Here is a 1,434-nt window from a genome sequence, read left to right as displayed (position 1 = left end):
GTGTGCAGCCACCTAGAAGACTACCGGCACGGCCCGGCGCTGGGTCTCGTGCGGAAAGCTTTCATCGGCTTCCCGAACGAGATGGCGTCGGGCCACTTCGTTTTTGCCACCGATCGTTCTTGCCACCGATCGCCCATGAAAAAACCCCTTGTTCCGGGCCGGAACAAGGGGTTTGCAGTGATTCGCCCGGCGGCTTCGAAGCCGCCGGCGTGGGATCACATGTGGTCGATCATCACCTGGCCGAAGCMCGAGCACGACACCTGCGTCGCGCCGTCCATCAGGCGCGCGAAGTCGTACGTGACCTTCTTCGACAGGATCGACTTTTCCATCGAGCTGATGATCAGGTCGGCCGCTTCGGTCCAGCCCATGTGGCGCAGCATCATCTCGGCCGACAGGATCTCGGAACCCGGGTTCACGTAGTCCTTGCCGGCGTACTTCGGTGCCGTGCCGTGCGTGGCCTCGAACATCGCGACCGAGTCGCTCAGGTTCGCACCCGGGGCGATGCCGATGCCGCCGACCTGGGCCGCCAGCGCGTCGGAGACGTAGTCGCCGTTCAGGTTCAGCGTCGCGATCACCGAGTACTCGGCCGGGCGCAGCAGGATCTGCTGCAGGAAGGCGTCAGCGATCGAATCCTTGATCGTGATGTCCTTGCCGGTGTTCGGGTTCTTGAACTTGCACCACGGGCCGCCGTCGATCAGTTCGGCGCCGAATTCCTTCTGCGCCAGGCCATAGGCCCAGTCGCGGAAGCCGCCTTCGGTGAACTTCATGATGTTGCCCTTGTGCACGATGGTCACGCTGGGCTTGTCGTTGTCGATCGCGTACTGGATCGCCTTGCGCACCAGGCGCTCGGTGCCCTCGCGCGACACCGGCTTGATGCCGATGCCCGAGGTGTTCGGGAAGCGGATCTTCTTGACACCGAATTCGTCCTGCAGGAACTTGATCAGCTTCTTGGCCTTGTCGCTCTCGGCCTCGAACTCGATGCCGGCATAGATGTCTTCCGAGTTCTCGCGGAAGATCACCATGTTGGTCTTCTCGGGCTCCTTCACCGGCGACGGCACGCCCTTGAAGTACTGGATCGGACGCAGGCAGACGTACAGGTCGAGTTCCTGGCGCAGCGCGACGTTCAGCGAGCGGATGCCGCCGCCGACCGGCGTCGTGAGCGGCCCCTTGATCGACACCACGTACTCGCGCAGGACCTGCAGGGTTTCCTCGGGCAGCCACACATCGGGGCCGTAGACCTTGGTCGATTTCTCGCCGGCGAAGATCTCCATCCAGTGGATCTTCTTCGTGCCCTTGTAGGCCTTCGCCACCGCGGCGTCGACCACCTTGATCATCACCGGGGTGATGTCGTAGCCGGTGCCGTCACCCTCGATGTACGGGATGATGGGCTGGTCGGGGACCTTGAGCGAGAAGTCGGCGTTGACGGTGATCTTC

Annotated in this window: 1 protein-coding gene; it reads right to left on the bottom strand. The window is 63.0% G+C overall.

Annotated elements, in window-relative coordinates:
• Positions 1 to 215 precede the first annotated feature (215 nt).
• A partial coding sequence (gene icd, locus AC1D15_RS32070; RefSeq protein ID WP_477829234.1) for an NADP-dependent isocitrate dehydrogenase occupies positions 216 to 1,434 on the bottom strand: 1,219 nt, incomplete at its 5' end.

It is taken from the genome of Rhizobacter sp. P2_H2 (assembly GCF_056403375.1).
Note: the sequence above shows the minus strand (reverse complement) of the source record. Positions and strands in the feature narration are given on the sequence as shown.